Below are 6,349 nucleotides of genomic sequence, written 5' to 3'. Positions count from 1 at the left end.
GTCGGCCCACGTGGGTGTCGGATAGTTGAAGATGCTCGAATATTTCGCCTTGCCTGCGTGCAACGCGGCGACCAGTTGATCGCGCGAGACGCCCAGTGTTTCGGCCGCGCTGTAGAGGTACAGACCGTGGCCGCCTTCGTCCTGCACCTTCGCGAGCAGAATCGCCTTGCGTTTGAGGCTCGGCGCGCGGCTGATCCAGTTGCCCTCGGGCTGCATCCCGATGATCTCCGAATGCGCGTGCTGCGAGATCTGACGCACCAGCGTCTTGCGATACGCCTCGGGCATCCAGTCCTGCGGCTCGATCTTGCCGTCGGCCTGCATCACCGCGTCGAAGCGGGTTTGGGCGGCGGAGGCTGCGGCTTCGTGGCTTTCGGCTGCGGACGTCGCGCTGGGGAGGTCGAGGGATTGCGTGTACATGTCGGCACTCGCTCAAAAAGAAGTCGCTGTCCGGCGATTATAAACCGACCGGACGGTCGGTAAATGCATTTTTGAGACGTATTCGGGTAACTCCGCATGCGAGAAGCGGACCCCGTCGCGCAAAGCGCGCGACCTTTAATCTAGTGCAGGCAGGAGGAGAAACGAAAAGAGCGGCAGGCGAAACATCGCCTGCCGCTCTTTATAAGGCGGGATCGGAAACTGTTTTAACGCGGCTGCTGCGCGGCGAAATCCTCAGCGTCGACGTCGTAGCCCGACGGTTCCCAGCGCACGGCGAACAGCGCGACGAGCCCCGCGAGCGGCGCGACGGCGATGATCCAGAACACCTTCGTGCCGAGCGCCGCCGACAAGACCGGGAACAGGAACAGCGAAACCGTCGAGCTGGCGCGCATCAGCGTCTGATTGAAGCCGACGCCGACACCACGCAGCGAAGTCGGATAGCTCAGCGACGCAAACGTCATGCTGTGCGAGCCAGGCCCGACGCCCTGTCCGAGCAGGAACGCCGCGAGAAACGCGATCGCGACGACGACTTCGACGCCCGTCGACGGCTTCCCGACGATAGCGAGCCCGACGAGCGCCGCAAGCTGAAACGCGTAACCGACGACCGACAGCTTCCACGCGCCGAATTTCGGCACCGTGCGCACGGAAAACAGCCCGCCCGCGAACGCGAAACACAGATTGAGCGCGAGCGACGCGAGAATCGTAGTGAGCATCGATTGCGCGAGGAAACTCGAAATGATGACCGGCAAGCCGAACGCCACGGCGTTATAGGCGAACGACGACGCGATGGCGATGACCGTCGCCAGCACGGTCCGGCGCAGGTAGACGCCGCGCAGCAGGGCGCCGTAGTTGCTCCACGTCGCGCGACGCGCCTTCGGCGCAACGGTGGCGGTTTCGTCGACGCGGGCATCGATGCCGTACGAGCGCTTGAGGATCGCGGCCGCGCCTTTCAGATCGCCCTGATTCGCGGCCCAGACCGGCGATTCGCTCATGTATCGGCTGCGAATCGCGATGATCGCAATCGCCGGAACCGCGCCAAAGCCGAGGATCAGACGCCAGAGCCAGCCCGCGTTGTGTTCGGGCAAGACCGCGTACAAACCGAGCACCAGCAGATACGAGACGCTGATCGCCGCGTACCAGACCGGGCACCACATCGCGACGCGTGCCGCCTTGTTGCCGCGGCCCTGCAAGCGGGAAAATTCCGCGAGAAAGGCCATCGCGACGGGCAAATCGATGCCGACGCCCAGTCCCATCACGAAACGCGCACCGCCGAGCACCCAGGCGTTCGGCGCGAGCGCGCAGGCGATCGCCGCGACGACGAAGAAGAACATGTCCGCCATGAAGACGCGATAGCGGCCGACCTTGTCGGTGAGATATCCGCCGAGGAACGCGCCGATGATCGCCCCGAACGTGATCGCGGCGGCGACGAAGCCGGAGCCGGTCGGCGTCAGCGAGAATTCGCGGGCGATGTCCTTCATGCCGAACGCGAGCGCGCCCAGATCGTAGGCATCGAGAAAAATGCCGCCGAGCGCGATGGCGACGACAACGCGCGCGTCGCTGCCGATGGCGGCGCCGTGGTTGACGAGACTGGAAACATCGGCGGCGCTTTTGATGACCGGCCGTGAATCCTGAGTGGCGGACTGGGCGGCAGCGCGTTCGGGCGCGAGGGAAACGGACATGATCAGGCTATTTCAGTAAAAAGTTGTCGATGCAACGAATCGCCGGATCGTACTGGCCCGCGCGCAGGCGGCCAAATTCTTTTTTGTTATTTAATGACTTACGCGGCGCCGTCGATGCGTTCCCGCCGCGTAGACCGGCGATGCGACAATGTCGCTCCGTTTTGTTCTTTCTATTCAGGCATGTCGTCAGTTGAAAACATCGAATCGGTGAACGTCGCGGTCGTCGGCGGCGGGCCGGCCGGGCTCATGGCCGCGGAGGCGCTCGCGGCGGGCGGCGCGCGCGTCGATGTGTTCGACGCGATGCCGTCCGTCGGACGCAAATTCCTGATGGCCGGCAAAGGGGGCATGAATCTCACGCATTCGGAGCCCGCCGACGCGTTCCTCGCGCGATACGGCGCGCGCAGCGGGGAGATCGCGCCGCTGCTCGCGCGCTTCGATGCAAGCGTGTTGCGGGATTGGGTTCACGGCCTGGGCGTCGAGACTTTCGTCGGCAGCTCGGGGCGCGTGTTTCCCACCGACATGAAAGCCGCGCCGATGCTGCGCGCATGGCTGCATCGGCTGCGCGCGTCGGGCGTCACGTTTCATATGCGGCATCGCTGGCTCGGCTGGGCCGACGAACGCGCGTCGATATCGCGGTTCGCGACGCCATCGGGCGAGAAACACGTTCGGCACGATGCGCTCGTGCTGGCGCTCGGCGGCGCAAGCTGGCCGCAACTCGGCTCCGATGGCGCCGCGCTGCCGGTTCTCGCCGCGCGCGGCGTGGCCACGCGTCCTTTCGTGCCGTCGAATTGCGGCTTCGATGTGGGCTGGAGCGAGCATTTCAGCCGCCGGTTCGCGGGCGAGCCGCTCAAGTCGGTGGCGATCGGCGTGCCGCGCGCGGACGGCGCGCCCGACTGGCGCGTTGGCGAGTGCCTCATCACCGATCAGGGTATCGAGGGCAGTCTGATTTACGCGTTATCGGCGCCGATTCGCGACCGGATCGACGAAAGTCACGGCGCCGGCGCGACGATTCTGCTCGATCTGACGCCGCAGCTCTCCGCCGAACGCGTGCGCGAGGAAGTGCTGCATCCGCGTGGCGCGCGCTCGATGTCGAGTCATCTGCAAAGCCGGCTGCATCTCACGGGCGTGAAAGCGGGTTTGTTGCGCGAATGCGTGAGCAAGGACGAATTTGCCGATCCCATCACGCTCGCCGCGCGCATCAAGGCGTTGCCGCTGCGTGTGCTGCGCCCGCGGCCGATTGCGGAAGTCATCAGCAGCGCGGGCGGCGTCGAGTTCGAAGCCCTCGATGCGCGTTCGATGCTCGCCGCGCTTCCCGGCGTGTTCTGCGCGGGCGAAATGCTCGACTGGGAAGCGCCGACCGGCGGCTATCTGCTGACGGCGTGTTTCGCGAGCGGGCTCGTCGCGGGCGAGGGCGCGCTCGCGTGGCTTGCCGAGCGCGCCTGATCCAATTTACGCGACGACCAGCCGCCACAGCGACGTGACTTCCGCCGAGCGCGCGGCGTGCAGCGGATCGGACTTGTCGATCGCCTTCGAATGACGCGGCCTGATGTCGATACGTCCATCGACCTTCAGTCCGGCCTTGTCGATCCATTCCTGCAACTGCGCGCGCGTGCGCAGGCCGAGATGCTCCGCGAAGTCCGACAGGATAAGCCAGCCTTCGCCGCCCGGTGTCAGGTGCGCGGCGAGGCCGTCGAGAAAGCCGCGCAGCATGCGGCTCTCCGGGTCGTAGATCGCGTGCTCGATCGTGGCGCTCGGACGCGCCGGAAGCCACGGCGGATTGCAGACGACGAGCGGCGCGCGGCCCTCGGGAAACATGTCGGCTTCCACGACCTTCACCTGACGAGCGAGGCCGAGTCCATCGACGTTTTCCCGCGCACAGGCGAGCGCGCGGGCGTCGACGTCGGTTGCGACGATCCGCTCGACGCCGCGCCGCGCGAGCACGGCCGCGAGCACGCCGGTTCCCGTGCCGATATCGAACGCGAGTTCCTTTGACGGCAGCGGCTGATTCGCGACCAGATCGACGTACTCGCCGCGAACGGGCGAGAACACGCCGTAATAGGGATGGATCCGCCCGCCGGCCGCGTCGATGTCGACGCCTTTCTTGCGCCACTCGTGCGCGCCGATCAGACCAAGCACCTCGCGCAAGGACACCACCGATGCTTCATCCGACGGCGGCCCGTATGCTTCCTCGCATGCCTGGCGCACGTCCGGCGCGCGTCGCAACGGGATGGCGTAGTGCTCGTCGAGCGGCAGCACGAGCATTGCGAGGGTGCGGGCGCGCTGCGATTGCGCGAGCCGATGGAGATTGAACGCATCGATCGGCGATGTTTCCGTCGCGGGCTTCTTCGCCTTGCGCGGTTTGTTGTCGATACGGCGGGCCATCGCCTGCAGCAACTGGCGAGCGTTCTGGAAATCGCCGCGCCAGAGAATCGCGGTGCCTTCGCAGGCGAGCCGGTACGCGTGATCGGCCGTCATCTGATCGTGTCCGATGACGACGCGCTTCGCGGGCGGATTGCCGCTCTCCGATCGCCAGCGGGCTGAGCGGTTTTCGCCGTCTTCATTCCAGACGAGTTGCTGCGGTGCTGAATTTTTCGATTGCATATCTATATTGATGCCCGCTGCGTAAGTCATCGCGCCGGCGAAAAAAGAACTGGCAGCATTGTGAGGCCATTTCACGGGCGTCGCTGCTGCTTGTGCGCGTCGCCGGCGATGTGCGGCGCGAGCTTGATGACACTTCAGGCACAATCGAGCCTTTTCCGAACGCCATCGCCGAATGAAACTCCGAGTTCTCGCCGCGATTTGCGCGGCCGCGTGCGCCGTCCAGCTCAATTTCGCGCCAATGGCGTTCGCCGCCGACGCTGCGGAAACGCCCGCCAACGAGCGATGGGGCAGCGCGTGGGGCACTGCGCTGCAGTCGATTCCGCAACTGGCGAACCTGCCGCCGCTCTATCGCGCGCCGGACGTCGCGGGGCGCACCGTCCGTCAGCTGATTTATCCGCAACTCGACGGCAAGCGGATGCGTCTGCGGATCAGCAATCTTTACGGGACCGAACCGCTCGTCGTCGAGTCCATGAGCGTCGCACGGGCGGTCGGCGGTAGCAGTGCAGCGATCCAGGCCGGCAGCGCACGGTCCGTGTCTTTCGGCGGACACAAGAGCGTGACGGTCGCGCCGGGCGCGCAAGCAACAAGCGACGCGGTCGATTTCGACGTCGCCGCGTTTCAGCCGGTCGCCGTCAGCATGTTCATGGGGAAGGATCAAAAGCTCGTCGCGTGGCACCGCGTGTCGAGCCAGGTGAATTACATTTCGACGCCGGGCGACCGCACCGGAGATGGATCGGCAGCCGCGTACCGCACGCGCTTCACGCAATATGCGTGGCTCAGCAACGTCGCGGTGGAAAGCGCGTCGGCGCACGCAATCGTGGCGATCGGCGATTCGATCACCGACGGCATGCGTTCCTCGCTCAATGCGAACCGGCGCTGGCCGGATGCGCTCGCGAAAGAAGTCGCCCGGAAAAGTGGCGGGCAAACCGCGGTCTTGAATGCGGGCATCAGCGGGAATCGTCTGCTCAGCAACTCGCCCTGTTACGGTGAGGCCGTCGTGAGCCGCTTCGAGCGCGACGCGCTGCGTCAACCGGGCGTGCGGGCGGTGATCGTGCTGATCGGCATCAACGATATCAACTTCATGGCGATGCCGGCGCACGCCGGGCTCGATTGCGACGCGCCGCACACGGAAGTCAACGCCGATGCGCTGGTGCGCGGATATCAGCGACTGATTGCGCAGGCGCATCAGCGCGGCGTGAAGATCTACGGTGCGACGCTCACGCCCGCTTCGCTGCCGCCGGAAAGGGAGTCGATCCGAACGGCGGTCAACGAATCGATTCGCGCGAGCCGGGCGTTCGACGGTGTCATCGACTTCGATCAGGCGCTGCGCGATCCGGCGCGCCCGAGCGTGCTCCAGCGCCGGTATGACAGTGGCGATCATATCCATCCGAGCGACGCGGGATACGCGGCGATGGCCGCGGCAGTGCCGATGGAGTTTGTCATCGGAGCGGCGAAGGCGGCACACTGAAGCAGACGCGAAAAAAATTGCGTTCGTCACCTTGTCATTCGTGTGTGCTTGACCTACTATTCAGCCCCTCGTCGCAAGACGAGAGCCGCCGAGCGAAACGGGCGGTCTCCGAAGTCACCGGATTTGGAAGCGAAAGCGAAAAATAGTGTTGACAAAGAGAAAAAGA

The 6,349-nt window shown here is 65.3% G+C and carries 5 protein-coding genes; 2 read left to right on the top strand and 3 right to left on the bottom strand.

Translation table 11 applies throughout. From position 1 onward, the window contains the following. Together BG60_RS35815 and BG60_RS35810 are read right to left on the bottom strand one after the other, a co-directional pair. Positions 1-417 (bottom strand): Phenylacetic acid catabolic protein (locus tag BG60_RS35815; protein WP_034473479.1); only part of this gene is annotated, 417 nt, incomplete at its 3' end. 224 nt (positions 418-641) lie between these two features. Next, a complete protein-coding gene (locus BG60_RS35810; protein ID WP_034474595.1) occupies positions 642-2,114 on the bottom strand; it encodes an MFS transporter in 1,473 nt (490 codons plus the stop codon). A gap of 180 nt (positions 2,115-2,294) precedes the next feature. Here BG60_RS35810 and BG60_RS35805 point away from each other — a divergent pair, with 180 nt between their 5' ends. Beyond that, positions 2,295-3,557: a TIGR03862 family flavoprotein gene (locus BG60_RS35805; RefSeq protein WP_034474593.1), complete on the top strand. Its 1,263-nt coding sequence runs from the start codon at positions 2,295-2,297 to the stop codon at positions 3,555-3,557. A gap of 6 nt (positions 3,558-3,563) precedes the next feature. On the opposite strand, the gene BG60_RS35800 is transcribed toward BG60_RS35805, so the two are convergent. After that, entirely contained in the window at positions 3,564-4,715 is a 1,152-nt protein-coding gene (locus BG60_RS35800; protein ID WP_034474590.1) for a methyltransferase, read from the bottom strand. 172 nt (positions 4,716-4,887) lie between these two features. Here BG60_RS35800 and BG60_RS35795 point away from each other — a divergent pair, with 172 nt between their 5' ends. Continuing rightward, entirely contained in the window at positions 4,888-6,183 is a 1,296-nt protein-coding gene (locus BG60_RS35795) for an SGNH/GDSL hydrolase family protein (protein WP_034474588.1), read from the top strand. Positions 6,184-6,349 lie beyond the last annotated feature (166 nt).

It is taken from the genome of Caballeronia zhejiangensis (assembly GCF_000698575.1).
Classification (GTDB): Bacteria; Pseudomonadota; Gammaproteobacteria; order Burkholderiales; family Burkholderiaceae; genus Caballeronia; species Caballeronia zhejiangensis.
The sequence above is the reverse complement of the archived record's forward strand: the minus strand, read 5'-3'. Positions and strand labels throughout refer to the sequence as shown.

Coding starts and splice junctions, on each gene's coding strand:
- BG60_RS35810 (WP_034474595.1), bottom strand. CDS start 2,114: ATGTCCGTTTCCCTCGCGCCCGAACGCGCTGCCGCCCAGTCCGCCACT.
- BG60_RS35805 (WP_034474593.1), top strand. CDS start 2,295: ATGTCGTCAGTTGAAAACATCGAATCGGTGAACGTCGCGGTCGTCGGC.
- BG60_RS35800 (WP_034474590.1), bottom strand. CDS start 4,715: ATGCAATCGAAAAATTCAGCACCGCAGCAACTCGTCTGGAATGAAGAC.
- BG60_RS35795 (WP_034474588.1), top strand. CDS start 4,888: ATGAAACTCCGAGTTCTCGCCGCGATTTGCGCGGCCGCGTGCGCCGTC.